Below are 23,810 nucleotides of genomic sequence, written 5' to 3'. Positions count from 1 at the left end.
TTAAACGTAAGAACACTTGCTGCTAAACCATCTGGAATTGTCGGGGATTCCGTATCCGGAGCAGCCAATGTTCCTACACTTAAACTATTACTTTGTCCCGAGCGATTACCAGAACCATCTAAAGCCTCAACTGTAAATTCATAAACTGTTTCTGATGCTAACCCTGAAATAGCCAAACTTGTCGCTCCCGCAGTCAATCCTAAACTGGCTCCGTCCTGAAACACTTCATAATCAGTTACAGCAATATTATCTGTTGACGCATTCCAATTTAAAGTTAGACCGGTAGCAGTTAAATCAGTCTCATTTAACCCTGTTGGTATAGAAGGATTCTCTTCATCTACTAAACGTATATCCACATTATCAAAAAACACTTCATGCCCAACTTCCCATCCTGAAATAGGCGCTGTATAAATTCTAATTAAGGGACTCGTATTTGTCGCTGTTAGAGTCCATGTATACTCTGTCCAGTTTTGCCCGGAAATAACAGTAGTTTGAAAGCCATTAAACCCTGTCCAGTTTGCAAATGCTGGTCTTAAACTAAAATCGCCTTCTCGCGCCCAAATACTGATAGTATATTGCTCTCCTACAATAGCATTAAAAGTAAAATTCCTATCCCTATTATTCAGAGCATTTGCTTGTAACCGCAGCGAAAAATTGCCTCCAAAAGGATTATCTGTACTCGAGGAAATTGTAGCCCCACCATTCCAGCCAACAGTACTATTCGATTCGTTTGATATGGAAGCTGCGTTAGACACATCGTGTAAGTTTTGAGAATAAGACCAGGTAATAGTAAAAAACAACAGAAAAAAAACATAGATTTTCATAGCCTCGTTTGAATTAGGTTCGTAATTGAGAATTGATTTTGAGTGCTATTAAAATCCTAAAAAGAAGTAATGATAATGAATCAATTACACTACTAAAAATAATCGCCTAAGGCCAATTTTCAAAATAATTTCTTCATTATCAGATAATTAACGATAAATATCAATTTTAGTAATATTCGAACTACACTTTCCTACATACAAACACCTTATTCTTACAGCTTTAAAAATTTATCATTCCTCATTTGCTAATTCTAAACTATTCAATCGTTGATCCTGAGCTTTTAATTGTTTATCTAATAAATCAATTTGATTTTGTTTTCCTAAAACGACCTTATTTAATTGCAAAACATATAAAGTTAGTTCCTCAATTTTTTCTAACAGGATTCTATTCATTTCACCCAAATCCAAGCTACCCATTTCTACTTCTCTTGAAGTAGGAACATTAGGTAAATGACCATTTTTATTGATGTAATATTCTAAATCTGACAATGACATCAAATTATAGTTTGAAAAAAACACATAATCCGGCCAGGTTCCCTGCAATTCCACTTTAACAGACTCAGCAATAACATTACCAGCTACTGCCAATCTATAGCCCTGAGTATTTGTGGTCCCTACCCCCAAATTCCTAAATACAAACATATCCCGTGCCCGCCAGTCTACTGTAGATAAATTTGCATTTTGATCGGTATAAGCTTCACCTGATCCTGTACCACCACCTCCGGTATCTCCGCCACCACCTCCTGATGATTGAGCAACTATACTTACATTATCTATCAGCGCGCCATTTCCTACTGATCCACCTGAACTTGGAGTAGCGTAAACCCTAATAACTGGAGAAGTCGCTGTAGCAGATAAACTCCAAGTATACTCTGTCCAATTATTACTAGTTATTACCGTTGTTGCAAACCCAGAAAACCCAGACCAATTCGCAAATGCTGGCTGAAAATTAGAATCAGCACGTCTGGCCCAGATGGAAATGTTATAAACAGTCCCTACAACTGCGTTAAATGTATATCGCATTTCTCTGCCATTTGCAGCAGTTCTTGTAACGCTTAATGAGAAGTTTCCTGAAAATGCATCTGCAGAGCTGGAGGTAATATTTCCATTTCCCGTCCAACCTGTAGTTGCATTTGCTTCATTATTAATTGAAGCTGCATTTGCCTGAGTATGTAAATTTTGAGAATATATGGAACAGACAAAAAACAATAAAATCAAAACACAAATCCACCTTTTCATAGCCCTAATTGTTAAAGTCCAACAATACTTTTAAAAGCGCTATTAAAGTTTTTACAGAGGGTAAAAATAGAATAGGGAAAATCGTTAATAAATTTAGCTAAAATTGAAAAATATTAAAAACTAAAACTTTAGAGTCCTGATAAAAACGACCAACTACCACCTTAGTAAAAATAAAACTACAACACCTTGATTTAAAGTAACTTAAATACCACAAACACACTTAAGAAGCAAGCTACTTAAAAAGGAATTATCCTGTTAAATTATTATTAAAATGAAGATTTCAACTCTTCTCTATCAACCTTTTATTATAATAAAATGCTGGCAAAAGCAACAGCAATAAGATTGGCTGAATAAGAAAACGACGAATATTAAAAAGTAAATAATAATGTTCCGGATTAGGGTGTAAAACCAGGTACAGAAATACTGGAAACAAAATCACAAAAAGACTCCCAAATAATAATACCGAAAACATAACAACCTCCTTAATACCGAATAAGACTTTTAAAATCAGCAAACTGAACACAGTATTTAAAACATATCTGAATGCCGTAAATAACATCAATTTTAGTGTTATAAAATGCGGAGGCTCCTCTTCCAAATAATCGGCTTTAAAAAATGCAATAAACGGATCGTAAAATAACTCTGATTCAAAAGTTCGAATTAAAACCAAACCAGACACACAAATAAACACGACAAACCATTTATTTATTTTTCTCATCTTGCCCGCTTAAAATTAACAACATAACGCACCCAAACCACCCATAACAAAAAAACCATTCCATAAATCATTAATGGAAAAAACACGCCATGCAGCAAATGATCATATTCAGGAAAATGATACAGTCCAACCGTTAAAAGTGCTATTCTAATAACATTAGCGATATAAATAGTTATTCCACCTACCAGCAAATAAACAACTGTCTTTTTAAAAGTCGAAGAAAATGCCACGATAAAGGCTGTAAACAAAATTATAATACTAATCGCATTACACCCCTCGATAATCCTGGCCATATATCTGGAATTAAAATACAAACGCACCCAGGACTCTGTGGCTACACTTTGAATTTTAGCATTAAAACCAAAAAAATCTAATAGCGTCTGTGTTTGACTTGCCACCTGATAGGTAATAAAATCCGGGTGAATTACACCTGATTTCGACCAATCTAAATACATTCCATAAATAAAAGTCAACACACCATATACCACGAAAAAAGTCAATAGAAAGACTAATACAGGCTTATATGTTTTTAATAAGGTCTTCAGGTTTCAAAAGTTTATCCTGTTAAATTTATACAAAATGAAACGCTTAAATAGTATGTTTTTAAATACTTTTACAAAAAATTTAAACCAGATGACTTTAACTCAGTTAAAACCCGAAGTTGAAACGATTATTTCCAACACAAATGAGACTGTAGACAACCGTTTACTAAGCATTTGCCAGTTGCTGGAGCAACACGTTCCCTATTATAATTGGGTAGGGTTTTACTTTAAAAACGGAGATAAAGACGAATTAAAATTAGGACCTTATGTAGGAGCTCCTACAGACCACACTATAATTCCTTTTGGAAAAGGCATTTGCGGTCAGGTAGCAGTTAGCAACAAAAACTTTGTTGTTCCGGATGTAACAGCGCAGGATAATTACATAGCCTGCAGCATTACCGTTAAAGCCGAAATCGTGATTCCTATTTTTGTAAATGGTGAAAATATCGGACAAATAGATATCGACTCTAACACGCCGGATCCCTTTACTCCTGAGGACGAACGCTTTCTGGAATTTGTATGCCAAAAAGTATCAGAAATCCTATAATTACATTCCTGTACGAATAGCTTCTACCGGATCCAGTTTTGATGCTGACCGTGCTGGAAGCACCCCAGATATCAAGCCAATAAAGGTTGACAAAGAAAAGCCTATAAACATATTCCAGAACGAAAGTACAAAATCAAAACTTTCAACCAAATGCGAGGCTATTAAGGAGACAATCCAAACCAGAGTTAAACCAATAACACCTCCTATTACAGCTAAAATTATAGCTTCAAATAAAAACTGAAATAAGATAAATCGGCTCTTGGCGCCTAAAGATTTTTGAATCCCGATTAAGTTGGTTCGCTCTTTTACGCTAACAAACATAATATTCGCAATCCCAAAGCCCCCAACAAGCAACGAAAATCCACTTATAATCCAACCGGCTATATTTAATCCTCCTATAATACTATCTATAGCATCGGTCATTCCCGAAAGTTTATTGATAAAAAAGTTGTCTGGTTCGTCTGTTCTCAACCCTCTGTAAATTCGAAATTTTTGTCTTAAAGTCTCTTCAAAAGCATCAATATCTACTCCCGATTTTGGCTTAATCATAATAGCACCGGGAATACCATCTGTTCCACCCGATGTAAATTGCCTAACAAAATTAGAAGGTAAAAACGCCTTTTCATCAGGAGAATCGAAAAGCGTCGATCCAACTTTTTTCAACACCCCGATAACAGTTACTTTTCTGCCATACATGCGGACCTGCTTACCAATAGGCTCTTCATTTTCAAAAAGATTTTCAGCTAATCCAGCTCCGATTACAACAACAGGCGCCCCGGTAAAAGACTCCGATTCAGTATAAAATCGTCCTTTACCAACTTTTAAATCGTCTATAATATAAATACCACTGGATGCTGGTACAACATTAACATTAGAGATAGTATTTCCCTGATAATTTATAGTTTCCGAACTTCCAAAAATAGTATAAGCGCTGGCCTCAATATCGGGAATATTGCGATTTACAAATTCATAATCCTCATGTCCGGTTTGAGGGAAATTATCGCGCTGCCATCTGGGAACATCTGTTGGGCCGAATGAAAATTTAGTTAAATATATAGTATTCAAATCTAAACCAGACAACTGGTCTTTTATACTACGATCTAAAGAATCTACGGCTGCAAGAACAGCGATTATAGAAAATATACCTATTGTTACTCCCAGTAAAGACAAGAATGTTCTCAATTTATTGTTGCGTAGAGCATTTAAGGCAAATGCAAAACTTTCCTTAAAAAGTCTTAAATACAATATCATTTACTGGCGCTTTTAATTAATTGTTTAAAATTTAAAGATAGGACGTTTACCTTTAAGTTTTGTTACAAAAAAAATAAAAACAAAACCGGATTTAAACTATAAAAAATTTTATCGAAATACTTACTTTTGCACCTTAATATAACACAATAGTAATGAGTAACGAAAAAACAATTAAATCTGCCCTAATTTCGGTATTTAGTAAAGATGGTTTAGAGCCTATTATAAAAAAGTTAAACGAGCAAGGTGTAACTATTTATTCTACTGGTGGCACTCAGGCTTTTATTAACGATTTAGGCGTGGAGGTTGTTCCTGTTGAAGATGTAACATCTTACCCGTCTATATTAGGTGGTCGTGTAAAAACTTTACATCCAAAAGTATTTGGAGGTATCTTAAATCGTCAGAACAACGATCAGGATAAAGCTGAATTGGCAGAATTTGAAATCCCTCAAATTGATTTAGTAATTGTAGATCTTTATCCATTCGAAAAGACTGTAGCATCTGGTGCCAGCGAGCAAGATATTATAGAAAAAATCGACATAGGTGGTATTTCGTTAATTCGTGCAGCGGCTAAAAATTATGCCGATGTGGTTTGTATTTCGTCTATGAACGACTACAGTGAATTTTTAGACATTATTACTGAGCAAAACGGCACTTTAACTTTAGAGCAAAGAAAGCATTTTGCAAGAAAGTCATTCAATGTTTCTTCTCATTACGACTCTGCTATATTCAATTACTTCAACCAAAATAACGAGGAAACCGTTTTAAAATTAAGCGAGCAAAAAGGTCAGGTTTTACGTTATGGCGAAAACCCTCACCAAAAAGGATTTTTCTTTGGAGATTTCGATGAAATCTTCACTAAACTTAACGGTAAAGAACTTAGCTACAACAACCTTTTAGATGTAGATGCTGCTGTAAACTTAATTAACGAATTTAAGGGAGAAGCGCCAACCTTTGCTATTTTAAAACACAACAACGCCTGTGGTGTGGCACAAAGAGCTACTTTAAAAGAAGCTTATGCTGACGCTTTAGCTGGAGATCCTGTTTCGGCTTTTGGAGGCGTTTTAATATCTAATACAGAAATTGATTTAGCTACGGCTGAAGACATTCATAATTTATTCTGTGAAGTTGTAATTGCTCCTGGATTTAGCGATGAAGCTTTAGAACTGTTAAAAGGAAAGAAAAACAGAATTATATTAGTACTTCAAGATATCGAATTACCAAAATCGAACGTAAGAACCTGTTTAAACGGTGTTTTAGTTCAGGATAAAGACAATGTTACAGATGCATTAGAAGATTTATCTGAGGCTACAAACAATAAACCAACAGAAAGCGAGTTAAACGATTTAATCTTTGCTTCAAAGATTTGTAAACACACAAAATCTAACACTATCGTTTTAGCAAAAAACAATCAGTTATTAGCTAGTGGTACGGGACAAACAAGCCGTGTAGATGCGCTTAACCAAGCCATCCATAAAGCACAATCTTTTAATTTCGATTTAAAAGGTTCTGTAATGGCCAGTGACGCTTTTTTCCCTTTCCCGGACTGTGTGGAAATAGCAGATAACGCCGGTGTAACTGCAGTAATTCAGCCTGGTGGATCAATCAAAGATCAGCTAAGTATCGATTATTGTAACGAACATGATGTGGCTATGGTATTTACAGGTACACGTCATTTTAAACATTAATTTTATTACATTTACGTTCACCGATTTATAACCTAAGAACAAAAGACATAACGCATGGGATTTTTTGATTTCCTTACCGAAGAAATAGCAATAGACCTTGGTACAGCCAACACTCTAATCATTCACAACGACAAAGTTGTTGTGGATAGTCCATCTATTGTTGCCCGCGACAGAATTAGCGGAAAAATAATAGCTGTAGGTAAGGAAGCCAGCATGATGCAGGGAAAAACGCATGAAAACATAAAAACAATTAGACCGTTAAAAGATGGTGTAATTGCAGATTTTGATGCGTCTGAGCAAATGATTAGTATGTTTATTAAAAACATACCTGCATTAAAAAAGAAAATGTTTACCCCTGCCCTGCGCATGGTAGTTTGTATTCCTTCTGGAATTACTGAAGTTGAAATGCGGGCGGTTAAAGAATCCTGTGAACGTGTAAATGGTAAAGAAGTATATTTAATACACGAACCTATGGCTGCGGCCATAGGTATTGGTGTAGATATCATGCAACCTAAAGGAAACATGATTGTTGATATAGGTGGTGGTACTACAGAAATTGCTGTTATTGCTTTAGGAGGTATTGTTTGTGACAAATCCGTAAAAATTGCAGGAGATGTCTTTACAAACGATATTATATACTACATGCGTACGCAGCACAACTTATACGTTGGGGAGCGCACCGCTGAAAAAATTAAAATTCAGATAGGAGCGGCGACCGAGGATTTAGAAATCCCACCAGACGACATGAGCGTACAAGGTCGTGACCTTTTAACAGGTAAACCTAAACAGGTTCAGATTTCCTACAGAGAAATAGCCAAAGCCTTAGATAAATCCATCCTTAGAATTGAGGATGCGGTGATGGAAACGCTTTCTCAAACGCCACCGGAATTAGCTGCCGACATATACAATACAGGTATATATCTTGCAGGTGGAGGTTCTATGTTAAGAGGTTTAGACAAACGTTTATCTCAAAAAACAGATTTACCGGTTTACATTGCTGAGGATCCATTACGTGCCGTGGTTAGAGGTACAGGAATAACTCTTAAAGGCTTACCTAAATTTAAAAGTGTATTGATAAAATAGACTTAAAACATGCAGCAAATTTTAAATTTTATAATTCGCAACAAAGCATTTTTGTTGTTCATGCTGCTATTCGCTCTGGCACTACTGTTTACTATTCAGAACCATTCTTACCATAAAAGTAAATTTATAAACTCCGCTAATTTTGTAAGTGGCGGGGTTTATAATCAGTTAAATTCCATAGACCAGTATTTCGATCTTAAAGTTCAGAATGAAAATCTGGCCGTGGAAAATGCTCGGCTGAGAAATTTGTTACAAGAAGCCAATGTTCCTGTCGACACCTCATTTATAGACACAACAAACTTTGAAGGCTCTTATTTGTTTAAACCTACAAGAGTTATAAAAAACAGTTATTCTGCTTCAACCAATATTTTATTAATAGACAAAGGAGAATCGGATAGCATCGCGCAGGATTTCGGACTGATAAGCCCAAAAGGAATTCTTGGTATAGTGGATGAAACCAGTAAGGATTTTTCAACCATTATTTCCATATTAAACACGAAAAGCAGAATTAGTGCCCAGTTAAAAAAAACGAATCATTTCGGAACATTAACCTGGGACGGAAAATCGCCAGAATTTGTGCAGTTAATCGACATTCCTAAAATTGCTCCAGTAGCTCAAGGAGACACGATAATAACCTCCGGTCGTTCGGTGATATTCCCTAAAGGTATTTTAATTGGAACAATCGAAACATTTAAGTTAGATGCCGCTGAAAACAATTATGAAATTGAAGTTAAGCTCTTTAACGACATGACTAATATAGAGCACGCCTATATTATTGAACATTTAGACGCTCAGGAAATCAACAACCTTCTAAATCTGTCTGATGACCAATAGTACAGCTTCTCACATATTGCGCTTTATTGTACTTGTATTGGTTCAGGTCATTATTTTAAATCATATTAACTTTTTAGGTTATATTAATCCTTACCTGTATATTCTGTTTATTCTTTTGTTTCCTATAAAAAACAATCGTTTAGTATTTCTATTACTTAGCTTCTTACTGGGGTTAATTATTGATATGTTTTCAGATTCCGGCGGCATTCATGCGGCTGCCTGTGTAAGCATTGCTTATTTAAGACCCTTAATTTTAAAATGGACTTTTGGTGCTGCTTACGAACATAACACCGTTAAATTTAATAGTATTGAATTTGGTTCTCGACTACTGTATATTAGTATGCTTACCATAATTCATCATTTTATACTTTTCCTTTTAGAAGTATTTAACTTTTCAGAAATAATTTTAACACTTCAAAAAACGTTATTTTCAAGTATCTTTACTATACTGCTAACTACCATAGTTACAATTATTTTTAGCAAACGATCTCGATGAGACAATTTCTTTTATTTTTTACCATAGTATGTGTTGGTCTTATATTTATTTCCCGGTTGTTTTATCTTCAAATCTATAATTCACCCACCAATAATTTATACGAAGATAATGCTATAAGAAAAGTATACGACTACCCAAAACGCGGCTTTGTTTACGACCGTAATGGCACCCTTCTGGTATCTAACCAAACCTCTTACGACGTTATGGTAATTCCACAAGAAGTAAAGCCATTAGACACCCTAGAATTTTGTAACCTTTTAAAAATTGATAAAGCCACATTTTTAAAAACCTATAACAAAGCATATCATTATTCGCCTCGACTACCATCGGTATTTGTATCTCATTTATCTAAAGCCGATTATGCCGTACTTCAGGAAAAAATGAGAAAATTTGAGGGGTTTTATATTCAAAAACGTTCACTGAGACATTACGAAGCTTCTATTGGCGCTAATGTTTTAGGCGATATTGGTGAAGTAAACTTAAGAACCATTGAAAAAGATCCCTATTATAAAATGGGAGATTTAATTGGTAAGCAAGGTGTAGAACTATCCTATGAAGAAGAATTAAGAGGAAAAAAAGGCATCAAGTTTATTCAGAAAAACCGATTTAACAAAAACATAGGCCCTTATAAAGATGGTATTTTCGATACCCTTCCGGAAGCCGGAAAAGACATAACCATAACAATAGACGCACAATTACAAGCCTATGGCGAAAAGTTAATGGAACACAAACATGGCGGGATTATCGCCATAGAACCCAGTACTGGTGAAATCTTAACCATGATTTCCGCACCAACCTACAATCCCAATGCCCTGGTAGGAAGAAAACGTTCCAAAAATTTCACAAAACTGTATGTAGATTCCATAGCAAAACCATTATACGATCGTGGCCTTTTAGCGCAATATCCACCAGGTTCTCCTTTTAAGGTTTTAAATGCTTTAATAGGTCTACAGGAAGGTGTGGTTACCACAAACGACAAATTTACCTGTAGCCATGGATATCGTTACGGAAACAGAAAAATGGGATGCCACGGCCATATTAGTCCGGCAAACATGAATATTGGTATTTACGAATCCTGTAACGCCTATTTCGCCAATGTCTACCGCCGAATCATTGAAAAATACGACACCCCATACGAGGGTATGAATGTATGGAATAAACATGTTACCAGTTTTGGATTAGGTGATTATCTTGGCTATGATTTAAGAATTGGTAGCCCGGGAAGAATTCCAAGTGGTGATTTTTACGACAAATGGTATGGTAAAAACCGCTGGCGTACCACATTTACGCTATCAAATGCCATCGGTCAGGGAGAAATTGAAGCTACTCCTATTCAATTAGCGAATATGGTTGCTGCCATTGCCAATCGTGGCTACTTTTTCACACCCCATATCATAAAATCCATTGAGGATCAACCTATAGATTCCAAATATACAACCCCTAGACACACCACAATTGACAAAAGGAATTTTGAACCCGTTATTCAAGGTATGTTCGACGTTTACAATAAAGGAACCGCTGCAAGTTTACAGGTTAAAGATATAGAAATTTGTGGCAAAACAGGAACCGCCGAAAACTTTGTAAAAATAGACGGAAAGAAAACGCAGCTTACAGACCACTCCATTTTTGTAGCCTTTGCGCCTAAAGACAATCCTAAAATAGCCATTGCCGTATTTGTTGAAAACGGATATTGGGGAAGTCGTTTTGCTGGAAAGATTGCTAGTTTAATGATTGAAAAATATATAAACGGAACCATTTCCAGAACCGATTTGGAAAAATGGATTTTAACTCACAGCCTGGAACACGAATACGCAAAACCATATTCCGGCGAACCTTTTAAAATTAACGGCCAGACTACTTTAGAGGTCATAGACCTAAAAGACAATAACGACAATAAAATATTACCGACTAAACCCTAAATATGATTAGAGAAACCAACAGACATTTTTCATTCGACTGGATTACGATAATTATTTTTATGCTTTTAGTTGGATTTGGCTGGTTAAATATTGTGTCGGCCAGCCATGTTGGCGACACTGTAGATTATCTGGATTTTTCTCAACCTTACGGGAAACAATTAATTTTCATCGTACTAACAGTGGCTTTAATTGTACTTATTCTGGCCATTGAAGCTAAATTTTACGAGCGGTTTTCCAGCGTTATTTACATCATAGCATTATTATCTCTCGCAGGCCTCTTTATATTCGGAAAGAATGTAAACGGCGCTACTTCCTGGTATGGTATAGGAGGAATGACCATACAGCCCAGTGAATTCGCTAAAATGGCTACCGCACTGGCTGTGGCAAAGTACATAAGTGATCTTCAAACCGATATCCGTACGATAAAAGATCAGATTAATGTTTTTATAATTATAGCAATTCCAGCCTTATTGGTGCTTCTGCAAAACGATGCAGGAAGTACCATTGTATATGGTTCGTTCTTTTTCGTATTATACAGGGAAGGCCTTTCAAGAATTTATCTGATTATTGGTTTAAGTGGCATCGTACTATCGGTATTATCTTTAAAATTTGGTCCAATTATTACCAGTGTTATTGCAGGTGTTTTTATAATCGCACAGCATGTTTTAAGTAAAAAGAAACCAATTATTCTTCAGCCTATATTAATTGCTCTCGTAGCCGTAGCAATAAGTTTTGGGGTTAAATTCTTTTACGAAAACATTTTACAACCGCACCAGAAAGACCGCATCAGCCTTTGGTTAAGATTAGAGAATGACCCTGCCAAACTAGCACAGATGCGCAGAGATATTCTGTACAACTTATACGAATCGGAAAAAGCCATTAGCTCGGGCGGATTTAAGGGTCGTGGTTTTTTGGAAGGCACACGTACAACTGGAAAATTTGTACCTGAACAACATACCGATTATATTTTTAGTACTGTAGGCGAAGAATGGGGATTCCTGGGCAGTTCTTTGGTCGTTATATTATTTGTTCTACTCATGCTTAGAGTCTTGTTTTTGGCCGAACAACAAAAATCTCAGTTCAGTAGGGTTTACGGCTATTCGGTGGCATCCATTATGTTTTTTCACTTTATGATTAATATCGGAATGGTAATGGGCTTAATCCCGACTATCGGAATTCCGCTACCCTTCTTTAGCTATGGCGGTTCGGGCTTATGGGGCTTCACCATCCTACTATTCATTTTTGTAAAACTGGATTCCAACAAAATTAATGAATGGTAATACATTTCCACCAGCACCCTATAGTTTCATCCTTTAAAAGCAACTACTCTTCGAAGTTTACAAAAATATAACGAAATAAAATTGCCGGTTAATAGCACAAGTATTAACTTTAATATAACCTGTTTATAGGTCGCTATTAATTTAACCCTCATCATGATTCGAAACAGTAGTTTCCTGACAGTATTTTTATTTTTCCTAGGACTTGTTATAAACGCTCAAAATCAATTCACCGATTTTAATATTTATTCAACTTCTGGAGAGATGGGAATTGAACAGGCTTTAAGTAAGTATTTACAATTTGAATCGGTTACAGGCAACGAAAAAGAAGCTGGAGAGTGGATTAAAAGTCTATGCATGGCCAATGGTCTTTATGTAGAACAACTGGGAGATATAGACAGTAATTATAACTTAGCAGCCTCGTTATACCCTTTAAGCAACGGATTACCAAACATCATTCTACTAAGCCATCTTGATGTTGTACCTACCGGAGATATCACCAAGTGGACACACCCGCCCTTTTCAGGACTAATTACTGAAACAGAAATCTGGGGACGCGGTGCTTTCGACAACAAAGGAAATGGTATAATGCATTTGTTTAGTGTAATAGAAATTTTCAAGAAATACAAGGATAAACAACTACCTTATAATGTTACTTTTCTGGCCGTTTCCTGTGAAGAAACTCAGTGTAACGGCGGCGCAGAATACGTGGTAAATCATTTTATGGAAAAACTAAACCCTATTGTCGTTTTAGGAGAGGGCCCTCCGGGCTTCAGCAAGGTTTTAGACTCCAATCCTGACAAAAATTTATTCGCTATTTCCATCACCAATAAAAGACCATTATGGCTAGAACTTTCTTTAAAAGTAAAAACTTCAGGACACGGCTCCATTTCTCCTGAAAGATATGCCAATAAAGAAATGATTAAAGCTTTGGACAATCTTTTAGAAAAAAGACCTGAATTAATTTACACCGAAACCAATACCAATATTTTAAAACAGTTCGGGCATCTGGAAAAAGGACTAAAAGGCTTTGTGCTAAAACATCCCAGACTTTTTAAAGGCTTATTAGCGCCGTATTTAAGACGTAAAACAGAACTGTTTTCATTGTATTCAAATTCAGTAACTCTTACCAGTGTAAACAGCTATAATAATGTTATAAATGTTATCCCTGACGAAGTTACAGCTTTATTAGATTGTCGTTTATTGCCAACCCAGACCAACGAAGAGTTTATAGCAGAAATAAAGCAAAAATTAAACAATAAGAATATTCAGCTTAAAGTAGTGCACCAAATGCCTATAATTCCTCCTTCGGACGACCAATCGATATTCTACGAAAAGATAGCTGCTGCCATAAAAAAGAACTATTCCCAATCGGAAGTATTAAGTGCCGCAGTGCCAAATTATAACGATGTTAGTTTTTTTAGAGCCAAAGGTATAAATGCGTATTGTTTTACACCAATACAACTGGACCGCCTATACTTAGAAAAAATCCACAATATTAACGAACGAATTCCTCGTGGAGTTTTAACTAAAGGCAAAGATACTTACGTGGATTTTTTAGAAATGTGTTTAAATAATTAAATCTTGAAGTTATAATATTACTTACCGCTTAAGAATTTCCAAATATTAATAACACTATTGATATGAAAGTCGCCTTCTTCAGTACTAAATCTTATGACAAATCCTGTTTCGAAAAACACAACAAGAATATTCATGAGCTGATTTACCTGGAGGCCACTCTAAATAAACATACCGTAAACCTAACACAGGGCTGCGATGCGGTTTGCGCATTTGTTAACGACCAACTGGATGCTTCCATTATTAAAAAATTAAAAGACAATGGAATTAAAGTTATTGCGTTACGTTGCGCAGGTTTCAATAATGTTGACCTTAAAGCAGCACGAGAAGAAAATATAAAAATAGTACGTGTTCCATCCTATTCACCTATGGCTGTTGCAGAGCATGCTGTAGCCTTAATTTTAACCTTAAACAGAAAAACTCATAAAGCCTATAACAGAGTTCGAGAAGGCAATTTCTCTTTGGAACGATTGATAGGTTTCGACCTGTATGGAAAGACAGTGGGTGTTGTAGGCACAGGTAAAATTGGTCAGTTTTTCTGTAAAATTATGTTGGGGTTTGGGTGTAGGGTTATTGCTTTTGATTTATACCCTAACGAAGCCCTAAAAAGCCTGGGAGTAACGTACGTTTCCATGGATACTTTATTACAGGAATCCGATATTATATCATTGCATTGCCCGCTCACCAAAGACACCAACCATATAATTAACAAAAAAGCCTTTTCAAAAATGAAGAAAGGCGTTATGCTTATAAATACCAGCCGTGGCGGACTGATAGATACCGTAGAGGCTGTAAAAGCATTAAAAAATAAAACACTGGAATACCTGGGAATAGATGTTTACGAACAAGAAGAGAAACTCTTCTTTCAGGATCTATCAGAAAACATTATCATGGATGATGTTATTTCCAGACTCATTTCCTTTCCTAATGTATTAATTACCTCGCACCAAGGCTTTTTAACTCGTGAAGCCCTAGACCAGATAGCCACGGTAACACTAAAGAATTTAAGCGATTTTGAAAACGGTAATCCATTAAAAAACGAAGTAAAATTTAATACCTGATAGTATTTAAGGCAGTCTTTACAATTCATTTGAATTCAAGATAAAATATCCGTAACTTATAGTTATAAATCAAGACCTTACCATTATGAATTCATATAAAGTCACCTGGAATACCTGGAATAAAATCGCTCACCTCTATCAGGATAAGTTTATGGACCTGGCTTTATATAACGACACCTATAATAAATTTCTAAAGCAATTAAACTTAAAATACTCCAGCGTATTAGACGTTGGCTGTGGTCCGGGAAATATTTCGAGTTACCTGTTCTCGCAACGTCCGGATTTAAATATTACAGCTATTGATGTAGCTCCAAATATGATAACTCTTGCCAGGCAACACAACCCATATGCCGACTGTTTCGTTTTAAAAGCGAGTGAGATTTCCACATTAAACACCTGTTTTAATGGTATAATTGCAGGATTTGTTCTCCCATATCTTTCACTATCAGATTGTATAACCTTTTTTAAAGATTGCAAACACATACTATCTCCTACTGGTGTTTTGTATTTTAGTTTTGTAGAAGGCCCTACGGAACGCTCTGGATTTCAAACCGGAAAAACCGGAGACCAAATGTTTTTTTACTATCATAATTTAGAAACGCTTTTACTGGAACTGGAAAAACTGGAGTTTAAACTCATTAGTGTGGATTACGTAACGTATCACCTGCCTGCAGATAAAGAAGAAATCCACACTGTAGTAATTGCTCAAAAATAAATTTCACTTTTAAAAGCTTTAAATTTCCTGTATATTTAAAGTATACCCTAAAATCGTATTAATCTTTTTAATCTTTGAATTATTATGACACTAGGTGCCTTTTCCATTAGTTTAAACGTAAAAAACTTACAGATTTCCAAAGAATTTTATGAAGCCCTTGGCTTTAATGTTTTCGCTGGAAATGAAGACAAAAACTACCTGATTATGAAAAACGGATCGGCCTTGATAGGCTTATTCCAGAACATGTTCGAAAATAATATTCTAACCTTCAATCCGGGCTGGGATCAGGATGCCAAAACCCTGGAATCGTTCGATGACATCAGGGACATCCAGAAACAATTAAAAGCCTGCCGAATTCATTTAACAACCGAAGTCGACGAAAATACCAAAGGACCGGCAAATCTTATAGTTATGGATCCCGATGGCAATCCCATTCTAATCGATCAGCATGTATAATCTAACTCCAGAACAATATATTTCCCAAAATAAACAACCAAACTCCCTATATATCAACTTCTTACATTTTTAATTAACAAATAACAAACACATCTCTGTAAGAATATTACTATATTAATCGGAATAATCTCAAACCTTCTAAAATGGAATCGAAATGACTTCTATCTCAAATCTTTTTTATATCAAAGGAATACAAGGTATAATACTTACTATTTTTTCTTTAAGCATGGTTATACCTTTAAGAGCTCAAAAATTAGATTCAAGCAAGGTAAAAAAGTATCGGTTTAATCATGTAACAAAAGTATCCAACTATAGTCCAAATACTATTTTTTCTTTCAGACAACAACGGCTCAATCAAAACATTATAGGTATTGGGTATTACTACAAGTACAAAAATCATTTAACCATTGAACCAGTAACAGATTTAAAATTGCATTTGGAAGGTGGCATTATAGAACAACAAATTTATTTGAATGATTTATATCCCAATTTATTTCCTTACTATAAAGTAGGTCTTCAATACGCCATTTCTAATTATATACAACCTTTTCTTTACGTTCAAAAATTGGAAAAAGCATTGAACACAAATAAACCAATTGAAGCTCGATATATTGATCCCGTATTTCCGCAATCAGAATTTGGCACAGGTATTCAAAGCCAGATTCAAAGTGTACTACTGGAAACTGGAACACGTACACCTATTAACTCTTCTTCCGGAAGCACATTATCTGGAACCACTTTCTTTACAAAACTTAAAGCTAAATTCTAAGACAGCTATGTGCAATTCATTTTCATACATTAAGAAATGTCCTTGCTTTTAATCAACACTAATTTCCTTTATCTTTATGACAATAGACCAATCTTTATAAATCTAATTCGAAAAAATTTGTTAATTCCTTAAACCATGAAGATACTTCTAACAGGAGCAACCGGTTATATTGGCAAAAGGCTACTACCTGTATTAATAGCTCAGGGTCATGAAGTGATTTGTGGGGTTAGGGACAAACAACGCTTTAGTCCGCCGGAATCTTTACAACACAATATTAAAGTTATTACTTTAGATCTTCTGGATAAGGAAACATTAGGCAATATCCCTTTAGAAATAGATGCTGCTTATTATCTGGTTCATTCCATGTCATCCTCAAGAGACTATAAAAATTTAGAACAACAATCTGCCATAAACTTCAGAGAAGCAATAAATAAAACTCAAGCCAGACAGGTAATTTATTTAAGCGGTATAGTAAACGATGAGGAATTATCTGCGCATTTAAATTCCAGACAAACGGTAGAGCTGGAATTAAACAAAGGCAATTATGCCCTGAGCACATTACGCGCGGGAATTATTATAGGTTCAGGCAGTGCCTCTTTCGAAATAATTCGCGATTTAGTAGAGAAACTTCCGGTAATGGTTACCCCCAAATGGTTAAACACCAAATGTCAACCTATAGGTATTACAGATGTTATCTCATTTTTAAGCAAAACCTTAAATGAACCTGCTACTTATAACCAGAATTTCGACATTGGCGGACCTGATATTTTAACATACAAGCAGATGTTATTACAATTTGCAGAAATTCGAGGGCTAAAACGTTACATTTTTACTGTTCCGGTAATGACCCCAAGATTATCCTCTTACTGGCTATATTTTGTCACCTCAACATCCTACAGGCTGGCGGTAGCATTAGTAAACAGTATGAAGGTAGAAGTTGTTTGCAGAGACCAGCGTATAAATACTTTGTTAAACATAAATCCTATTCCATACAAAGAAGCGCTTAAAAGAGCATTCAAAAAAATAGAAACCAACGAAATTATTTCCAGTTGGAAAGATGCTTTAAGCAGTGGTACTTTAAGCATGAATGTATCCGACTTTATTCAAGTTCCTACTCACGGTTGTTTTATAGATAAACGTAAAAAAACCTTCTCCAATCGCGAGGAGTGTATTGAACGTATCTGGCAAATTGGCGGAGAAACAGGCTGGTATTACGGTAATACCTTATGGAAATTACGCGGATTTATAGATCGGCTTTATGGTGGTGTTGGCTTGCGCAGGGGACGTACCAACCCAGACACCTTGCATCCCGGCGATGCACTCGATTTCTGGCGTGTACTCTATGCCAGTAAAGCAGAAGGCCGCCTTTTATTGTTTGCAGAAATGAAACTTCCCGGAGATGCCTGGCTGGAATTTAAAATTAAAGACCAAAATCTAATACAAACTGCTACCTTTAGGCCCGTGGGACTTTCCGGGCGTTTATACTGGTACAGCGTATTACCATTTCATGGCTTTATATTTAAAAATATGCTGAAACAATTAACCGTCTAAAACCTGATTTTATAAGAGTTATGAAACATACAATTTTCTGGTTCAGACGTGATTTAAGATTAACCGATAATATTGGATTGGCTGCTGCATTAAACAATCATGCCAACGTATTACCTATATTTATTTTCGACGACAATATTCTAAAAGAATTAGAACCCGATGATGCCAGAGTTCATTTTATACATGACCGTTTAAACACTTTAAATTCAGAATTAAACACTTATGGTTCGTCTATAAAGTGCCTGAAAGGTTCTCCTTTAGAAGTTTGGAAACAACTTATTAACGAATATAATATAGAAGCCGTTTTTACCAACCGGGATTACGAGCCCTATGCCAGAGAACGCGACGCTGAAATTTCAGCCGTTTTACGACAAAATAAAATCCCCTTTAAAAGCTTTAAAGACCAGGTTATTTTTGAACCTGATGAAATTCTAAAACAGGACGGTTCGCCTTATACCATTTATACACCCTATAAAAATAAGTGGCTGGAAAAGTTTAAAGGCATTACTACACTAGCTCCGCTTAATTACGAAGCCTTTCATAAAACCATTTATGAATTTCCAGAATTAAACACTTTAGGTTTTAAACCTACAACAATTAAGGTTAAACCGTTTCAAATACATCAGTTAAAAGATTATGGTAAATACCGAGATTATCCCAATAAAGATGTTGGTAGCTACCTTGGCCCTCATTTACGCTTTGGCACAGTAAGTATTCGCGAAATTATAGCGGATTTAAAACCTGAAAACAGCACGTTTTTAAATGAATTAATCTGGCGTGAATTTTTTATGCAGATTCTGTATCACTTTCCAGAAGTGGTAAATCAAAATTTTAAAAGCAAGTATAACGATATTTCCTGGCGAAATAATGACACGGAATTCAAATTATGGTGCGAAGGGAAGACCGGATACCCACTTGTAGACGCTGGAATGCGTCAATTAAACAAAACCGGTTATATGCATAATAGAGTAAGAATGGTTACTGCTGCATTTTTGTGTAAACATTTATTAATTAACTGGCAATGGGGAGAGGCTTATTTTGCCAAGCACCTTTTAGATTACGAACTGGCCTCGAATAATGGTAACTGGCAATGGTCTGCCGGAACCGGATGCGATGCCGCTCCTTATTTTAGAATTTTTAACCCTATAACGCAGCTGGAAAAATTCGACAAAACTCTGGAATATGTTAAAACCTGGATTCCAGAATTCGGAACAACAGCCTATCCTGCCCCAATAGTAGAGCATAAATTCGCCCGGGAACGTGCTTTAAAAACCTATAAAGAAGGCATTAAATCTTAAGAGCTTTCGACTGGAAATACCGAAAGCCTTCTATATTCATAAAAATGAGTAACATGCCGTAAACACTATCTTCTATTGGGATAGTAAAAATTCTAAGTCCTAAATTTTCTGCATTATTATACCACACAATGGGTGCCTCTAAAAAAGAACCGGTTAGCAATCCGTTACTTATTAAAAAAAAAGGCAAAATAAACACATAAGCTAGATAATGATAGCTTAAATCTACTTGCTTCCATCTTAAATACAACAAATACATCCCTGCAAATAAAAATGCTGTAAACGTATACCATTTACTGTAATGTATTAATCCTAAGCTAATAAACACCACACTACATCCTAATGTAATATACTGTTGTATTCCCTTAAAAAATGTAGCGGAAACCAGATATTTAAAGGCAAAATACGAAAACACACAACTAAAGGGAATACAGATAAAAAACAGAATTTCTTCCAAAGGCAAATTGGCAATATAAATACCCAGAAGATATTCAGGATTAAAACCCCAAACGCCCATGTCTGTAAAAAAGTAATCCCAGATTAAAAAAACCAGAGTTACAATACTATTGGCTATAAAAAAGGATTTCCAATGTTTAAAAAAAGCGTGTTTCGGATAAAAACTTGCAAGTAAAGGCACTGCGATACAGGCTAAATCAATTAGTAAATACGTATAAGACTTCATCATTTCTTATACTGCTCATGATACTTTTTAGGCACAAACAACATCCCGAAACACTCCCCTTCTTCCTTACCCAAATGTTTATGATGTACTTTATGCGCTTTTCTCAACCCGAGCAAAAACTTATTTTTGGTATTTTTAAACCATTTAAATCGTTGGTGAATTAACACATCGTGAATTAAAAAATAGGCTATACCATATAACAATATACCCAAACCTATAAAAAACAAAACATTTAAATTCGGGTGAATTCCAAAATAAAATAAAATGATGCTCGGTATGGCAAAAATCACAAAAAAAGCATCGTTCTTTTCGAACACATGAGGATATTTGGGTTGATGATGATCTTCGTGAAGATACCATAAGAAACCATGCATAACATATTTATGTGTTAGCCAGGTAACCAGTTCCATTATTGTAAAGGTTAAAATGGTTACAACGATGTACAATAGAATTTGCATGACTAGTAAATCTTAATTTTCACTTATAGTTTTTAAAATTGTGCTTTTATAATCTTCAGGAAGCTGCGCACTTTTAATATGATTTAAAATAAAGGATTTGTCCTCTTCCAAATTATCGTGATAATTTAAGAAGCTTGGCATACATCGCTGGGATAAATACCTGACATATCTGGCATCTATAGAATCAGGATGTAATTTAATATAATTCTCGAGCATGGTTTTACCTTCTTTAAAATACGACATTTTTTTAAAAGGCCAGCTTGTAAAGTGTGCCTGCCTCATGGTAGCCACTGCCAAAAACGGCGTTTTTTCTTCACAGTTTACCTGTTTAAGTACATCAAACAAATGCTGCAAATCGGCTTCGGAAGCCAACACCTGAAAGGCTGCTCTTACTTCTGTCATGCCCGGACAATCTTTAAGTGGCTGCAGGCTCATTAAAGCAACTAGTATAATTGTTTTATATAACATTAAGTTTAAATCGTATGTAAGCTTTGGTTAAAATAAACAATTTCAACGGATTTGAAATACGAATGCGTTCACTAAGCAATCGTTTAGAATCCAGTCGCTTTATTTTATGGAGTAACTTTAAATAATATTTATATGCCAAATACACGCCTAACCTGCTTTCAATTGGCAACTGCACTATACCTTTATAAGCCTCTGCAAAATCAGATTCTATATCTGCAATAATATCGGCTTTAGCGAGATTCGTTAATCCTTTTTTATTGACATTCGGGAAATACGAGCGTCCTAAAATTTCGGTATCATCTTTATAATCTCTAAGGAAATTCACTTTTTGAAATGCTGATCCTAAATATTTAGCAGACCCCTTAAGCTTATTAAATTGCGTATCGTCATTATTAACAAACACCCGTAAACACATGAGCCCCACAACATCGGCAGAACCATAGATATAATTTTTATAAGCTTCGTCGGTTTCGTAATCGGTAACATATAAATCGCATTCCATACGTTTTAGAAAATCGTCGACGTAAGTTTGTAACTCGTATTTTAAAACAATCTCCTGAAAAGCATTCAAAATAGGATTTAAACTGATTTTACGATCTAGAGCTTTTCTGTAATCGGCTACAAATTCACGAAATAGTTCTTCCTGATTATATGCATTAAAAGAATCTACAATTTCATCGGCATACCTTACAAAACCATAAATGGCATAGATAGCAGGACGGATTGAAGGCGCAAATAGCTGAATCCCCAGAGAAAAAGAGGTACTGTATTCTCTAGTAATAATTTTACTACATTTTAAACTGGAACTATCGAAAAGTGCCTTCATATTTTTGCATGTTTTAAAATTAATTCGCTCACAATTTTTCCTGAAATCAAAGATGGTGGCACCCCAGGTCCCGGAACAGTTAATTGACCGCAGAAATATAAATTATCAACTTTTTTACTTTTTAATTTTGGTCGTAATACATGAGTTTGCAATAAGGTATTTGCTAGGCCGTAAGCATTCCCTTTGTAAGAATTATAATCCGATTTAAAATCGCTTACACAATAAGACTCCTTAAACAGGATATCCGACTTAATATCATAACCAGAAGCCTGTTCTAATCGGGTTATTAAAATATCAAAATACTGCGCTCTTATTTCAGGTGTATCTTCAAGATCGGGTGCAATAGGCATTAAAAAAATTCCTGCTTCCTTCCCTATCGGAGCTGCTGACGGATCTGTTATACTGGGAAAACTGGCATAAAATAACGGATGTTTTGGCCATGTTTTAGAGTCGTAAATAGTTTCTGCATGAGCATCAAAATCAGTATCAAAAAACAAAGTATGATGCGCCAAATGTTCTATTTTCTTATTAAAACCAACATAAAATAATAAGGCAGAAGGCGCAAAGGTTCTCTTATCCCAGTAGGCTTCATTATATTGCTTAAAACACTGAGGCAATAAGGATTCGGTAAAATGATAATCTGCGCCACTTAAGAGTATATCGCAATTAAATTCTCCATTGGCCGTATTAACTCCTGTTATATGTTTACCATCTAACGTCAAGGAAGTCACGGCACTGTTTACATGAAACTCAACCCCCAACTTTCGTGCTAATTCCTCAATAGCCTTTACCACCTGAAACATGCCGCCCATGGGATGCCAGGTACCAAGTTTAAAATCGGCATAATTCATAAAATTATAGAATGAAGGCGTGTTATCGGGTTTCGCCCCCAGAAACAACACCGGAAATTCCAGGATTTTCTGTAACGCTTCATTCTTAACATATCCGGCAACCTGCGATTTTATAGTTTTAAAAAAAGCATTGGCTTTAGTAATCGTGTCCCAGTTAATTATTTCGAAAATATTTTCGCCAGGTTGATATACTAAATCCTTAATAGCGATATTGTAGTTATCTTCAGAATTATCTATAAACTTTTCCAAAGCGCTTCCACTTTCAGGCTCTATAGATTCGAAAGTGGTTTTTATCCTTTCAAAATCGCCTGCAATATCTACACTATGGTCTTTACCAAAGATTACTTTATAAGCAGGATCTAATTTTTTAAGCTGATAATATTCAGATGGGCTGGAGTTAAAGTCCTTGAAAAAAGATTCAAAAACATCCGGCATCCAATAAAACGTTGGTCCCATATCAAAAACAAAACCATCGCGTTTTAATTGTCTGGCCCGCCCGCCAATCGTATCATTTTTTTCTAAAACAGTCACGCTGTACCCCGCCTGAGCGAGATAGCAACTTGCCGCTAAAGAAGAAAATCCCGAGCCTATTATGACTACCTTATTCTTTGTCATCTTTTGTCTAAAATGATTTTAACAAAACTGGCAACATACTATATTAAACCAATACAATAGGTTACCAGAA

General features: G+C 35.5%; 24 protein-coding genes. 14 read left to right on the top strand and 10 right to left on the bottom strand.

All coding sequences use genetic code 11. The annotated features are described in order from the left end of the window. The 4 genes from I3217_RS07530 to xrtF form a co-directional block, all read right to left on the bottom strand. Window positions 1-824, bottom strand: an 824-nt coding sequence (locus I3217_RS07530; protein ID WP_435049135.1) for a fibronectin type III domain-containing protein, incomplete at its 3' end; no start/stop codon positions are given. A gap of 231 nt (window positions 825-1,055) precedes the next feature. Continuing rightward, window positions 1,056-2,063, bottom strand: coding sequence for a hypothetical protein (locus I3217_RS07525; RefSeq protein WP_435049134.1), 1,008 nt, complete (start codon window positions 2,061-2,063; stop codon window positions 1,056-1,058). 280 nt (window positions 2,064-2,343) lie between these two features. Continuing rightward, window positions 2,344-2,781: an exosortase F system-associated membrane protein gene (locus I3217_RS07520; RefSeq protein ID WP_435049133.1), complete on the bottom strand. Its 438-nt coding sequence runs from the start codon at window positions 2,779-2,781 to the stop codon at window positions 2,344-2,346. Then, the gene (xrtF, locus tag I3217_RS07515; protein WP_435049146.1) at window positions 2,778-3,326 is read right to left on the bottom strand and encodes an exosortase family protein XrtF; all 549 of its coding nucleotides are present in this window, start codon (window positions 3,324-3,326) and stop codon (window positions 2,778-2,780) included. Before xrtF ends, I3217_RS07520 begins: the two co-directional genes overlap by 4 nt. Window positions 3,327-3,414: 88 nt before the next feature. Between xrtF and I3217_RS07510 the strand changes: the two genes are divergently transcribed. After that, window positions 3,415-3,870 (top strand): GAF domain-containing protein, encoded by a 456-nt coding sequence (locus tag I3217_RS07510; protein WP_435049145.1) that lies wholly within the window; start codon window positions 3,415-3,417, stop codon window positions 3,868-3,870. Here the strand turns inward: I3217_RS07510 and I3217_RS07505 are convergent, their stop codons facing one another. Then, window positions 3,871-5,121, bottom strand: a complete 1,251-nt coding sequence (locus tag I3217_RS07505) for an ABC transporter permease (RefSeq protein ID WP_435049132.1) — start codon at window positions 5,119-5,121, stop codon at window positions 3,871-3,873. It abuts the gene before it with no gap. 152 nt (window positions 5,122-5,273) lie between these two features. On the opposite strand from I3217_RS07505, the gene purH reads away from it, so the two are divergent. The 13 genes from purH (at window position 5,274) to I3217_RS07440 (ending at window position 19,843) form a co-directional block, all read left to right on the top strand. Then, window positions 5,274-6,806 (top strand): bifunctional phosphoribosylaminoimidazolecarboxamide formyltransferase/IMP cyclohydrolase, encoded by a 1,533-nt coding sequence (gene purH / locus I3217_RS07500; protein WP_435049131.1) that lies wholly within the window; start codon window positions 5,274-5,276, stop codon window positions 6,804-6,806. Window positions 6,807-6,860: 54 nt separating this feature from the next. Beyond that, window positions 6,861-7,889, top strand: a complete 1,029-nt coding sequence (locus I3217_RS07495) for a rod shape-determining protein (RefSeq protein ID WP_435049130.1) — start codon at window positions 6,861-6,863, stop codon at window positions 7,887-7,889. Between the two features lie 9 nt (window positions 7,890-7,898). Beyond that, window positions 7,899-8,723, top strand: a complete 825-nt coding sequence (mreC, locus tag I3217_RS07490; RefSeq protein WP_435049129.1) for a rod shape-determining protein MreC — start codon at window positions 7,899-7,901, stop codon at window positions 8,721-8,723. Next, window positions 8,713-9,219: a rod shape-determining protein MreD gene (locus tag I3217_RS07485; protein WP_435049128.1), complete on the top strand. Its 507-nt coding sequence runs from the start codon at window positions 8,713-8,715 to the stop codon at window positions 9,217-9,219. The genes mreC and I3217_RS07485 overlap by 11 nt, the downstream gene beginning before the upstream one ends. Continuing rightward, a complete protein-coding gene (locus I3217_RS07480) occupies window positions 9,216-11,138 on the top strand; it encodes a peptidoglycan D,D-transpeptidase FtsI family protein (RefSeq protein WP_435049127.1) in 1,923 nt (640 codons plus the stop codon). The genes I3217_RS07485 and I3217_RS07480 overlap by 4 nt, the downstream gene beginning before the upstream one ends. 2 nt (window positions 11,139-11,140) lie before the next feature. After that, a complete protein-coding gene (gene rodA / locus I3217_RS07475) occupies window positions 11,141-12,418 on the top strand; it encodes a rod shape-determining protein RodA (RefSeq protein ID WP_435049126.1) in 1,278 nt (425 codons plus the stop codon). A 153-nt stretch (window positions 12,419-12,571) separates the two neighbouring features. Next, window positions 12,572-13,996: a M20 family metallopeptidase gene (locus tag I3217_RS07470; RefSeq protein WP_435049125.1), complete on the top strand. Its 1,425-nt coding sequence runs from the start codon at window positions 12,572-12,574 to the stop codon at window positions 13,994-13,996. A 62-nt stretch (window positions 13,997-14,058) separates the two neighbouring features. Beyond that, entirely contained in the window at window positions 14,059-15,054 is a 996-nt protein-coding gene (locus I3217_RS07465) for a 2-hydroxyacid dehydrogenase (RefSeq protein ID WP_435049124.1), read from the top strand. Window positions 15,055-15,139: 85 nt separating this feature from the next. Continuing rightward, window positions 15,140-15,769: a class I SAM-dependent DNA methyltransferase gene (locus tag I3217_RS07460; protein WP_435049123.1), complete on the top strand. Its 630-nt coding sequence runs from the start codon at window positions 15,140-15,142 to the stop codon at window positions 15,767-15,769. Window positions 15,770-15,853: 84 nt separating this feature from the next. Next, the gene (locus I3217_RS07455) at window positions 15,854-16,225 is read left to right on the top strand and encodes a VOC family protein (RefSeq protein ID WP_435049122.1); all 372 of its coding nucleotides are present in this window, start codon (window positions 15,854-15,856) and stop codon (window positions 16,223-16,225) included. A gap of 154 nt (window positions 16,226-16,379) precedes the next feature. After that, window positions 16,380-16,994: a hypothetical protein gene (locus tag I3217_RS07450; RefSeq protein WP_435049121.1), complete on the top strand. Its 615-nt coding sequence runs from the start codon at window positions 16,380-16,382 to the stop codon at window positions 16,992-16,994. A 135-nt stretch (window positions 16,995-17,129) separates the two neighbouring features. Continuing rightward, the gene (locus I3217_RS07445) at window positions 17,130-18,545 is read left to right on the top strand and encodes an SDR family oxidoreductase (protein ID WP_435049120.1); all 1,416 of its coding nucleotides are present in this window, start codon (window positions 17,130-17,132) and stop codon (window positions 18,543-18,545) included. 20 nt (window positions 18,546-18,565) lie between these two features. Then, window positions 18,566-19,843: a cryptochrome/photolyase family protein gene (locus I3217_RS07440; protein WP_435049119.1), complete on the top strand. Its 1,278-nt coding sequence runs from the start codon at window positions 18,566-18,568 to the stop codon at window positions 19,841-19,843. Here I3217_RS07440 and I3217_RS07435 read toward each other — a convergent pair. The 5 genes from I3217_RS07435 to I3217_RS07415 are packed head-to-tail and all read right to left on the bottom strand — an operon-like array spanning window position 19,833 to window position 23,740. Further along, window positions 19,833-20,525, bottom strand: coding sequence for a lycopene cyclase domain-containing protein (locus I3217_RS07435; RefSeq protein ID WP_435049118.1), 693 nt, complete (start codon window positions 20,523-20,525; stop codon window positions 19,833-19,835). The two genes, I3217_RS07440 and I3217_RS07435, sit on opposite strands and share 11 nt — an antisense overlap. Then, window positions 20,522-20,980, bottom strand: coding sequence for a sterol desaturase family protein (locus I3217_RS07430; protein ID WP_435049117.1), 459 nt, complete (start codon window positions 20,978-20,980; stop codon window positions 20,522-20,524). Before I3217_RS07430 ends, I3217_RS07435 begins: the two co-directional genes overlap by 4 nt. A 12-nt stretch (window positions 20,981-20,992) precedes the next feature. Further along, complete coding sequence (locus I3217_RS07425) at window positions 20,993-21,448, bottom strand: hypothetical protein (protein ID WP_435049116.1); 456 nt, start codon at window positions 21,446-21,448, stop codon at window positions 20,993-20,995. Further along, window positions 21,438-22,274: a phytoene/squalene synthase family protein gene (locus I3217_RS07420; RefSeq protein WP_435049115.1), complete on the bottom strand. Its 837-nt coding sequence runs from the start codon at window positions 22,272-22,274 to the stop codon at window positions 21,438-21,440. Before I3217_RS07420 ends, I3217_RS07425 begins: the two co-directional genes overlap by 11 nt. Continuing rightward, a complete protein-coding gene (locus tag I3217_RS07415) occupies window positions 22,271-23,740 on the bottom strand; it encodes a phytoene desaturase family protein (RefSeq protein ID WP_435049114.1) in 1,470 nt (489 codons plus the stop codon). The genes I3217_RS07420 and I3217_RS07415 overlap by 4 nt, the downstream gene beginning before the upstream one ends. Between the last annotated feature and the right edge of the window lie 70 nt (window positions 23,741-23,810).

The organism is Formosa sp. S-31, from assembly GCF_051172795.1.
Classification (GTDB): Bacteria; Bacteroidota; Bacteroidia; order Flavobacteriales; family Flavobacteriaceae; genus Formosa.
This window is presented reverse-complemented; position numbering and strand designations above follow the sequence as displayed.